Here is a 685-nt window from a genome sequence, read left to right as displayed (position 1 = left end):
TAAGGGCTGACTATCTTTTCCGGTCAAAAGATCTTTTAACCTGGGAATATATGCATGAATTTGTTGAAGGGGATAGGTTTACCTTGATTGGGGATGATGGAGCTTGCCCATATTTTTGGCCTATCGGGAACAGGTATATAATGCCTTTTTTCAGCCATATGAGTGGAGGCCAGTATTTATTGGGTGACTACGACAAGGTAAGGGATAAATTTATAGCAACATCACATGGGAGATTTAATTTTGGAGCAGTAAGCCCTTCTGGTGTGCATGCACCATCAGCAGCACCTGATGGGGAAGGAGGGGTTATCTTGATTCTTAATATAAATGAAGGTTATCCTACTAAAGGATGGAATCGTATTATGACACTTCCCCGGAGGTTGACATTAGTTTCAGAAGATGAAATAGGAATTGAACCGGTAGGAGATGTAGAATCACTTAGGTCTGACTCTGTGCATATAGATTCAATGGAATTGAAAGCGAATAAAGAGATAATTCTTCCTAAAATCAAAGGAAATGCAATGGAGCTTGTTGCAGAGATTGACCTTAAGAAATCGCAAATGGTAGAGTTGAACGTTTTGCGATCACCGGACAAGGAAGAGTTTACACGGATCGTTTTTTACAAGAATAAGGGATTCAGTAAAGGGCGTGAGTATAATCCTGAAATCTATCAAACAAAGGCGAAGTA

Annotated in this window: 1 protein-coding gene; it reads left to right on the top strand. The window is 39.9% G+C overall.

The genetic code is table 11. The features are described from left to right. Positions 1-50: 50 nt before the first annotated feature. Positions 51-685 (top strand): GH32 C-terminal domain-containing protein (locus tag ACUNWD_RS20765; RefSeq protein ID WP_445589788.1); only part of this gene is annotated, 635 nt, incomplete at its 3' end.

It is taken from the genome of Sunxiuqinia sp. A32, assembly GCF_052690465.1.
This window is presented reverse-complemented; position numbering and strand designations above follow the sequence as displayed.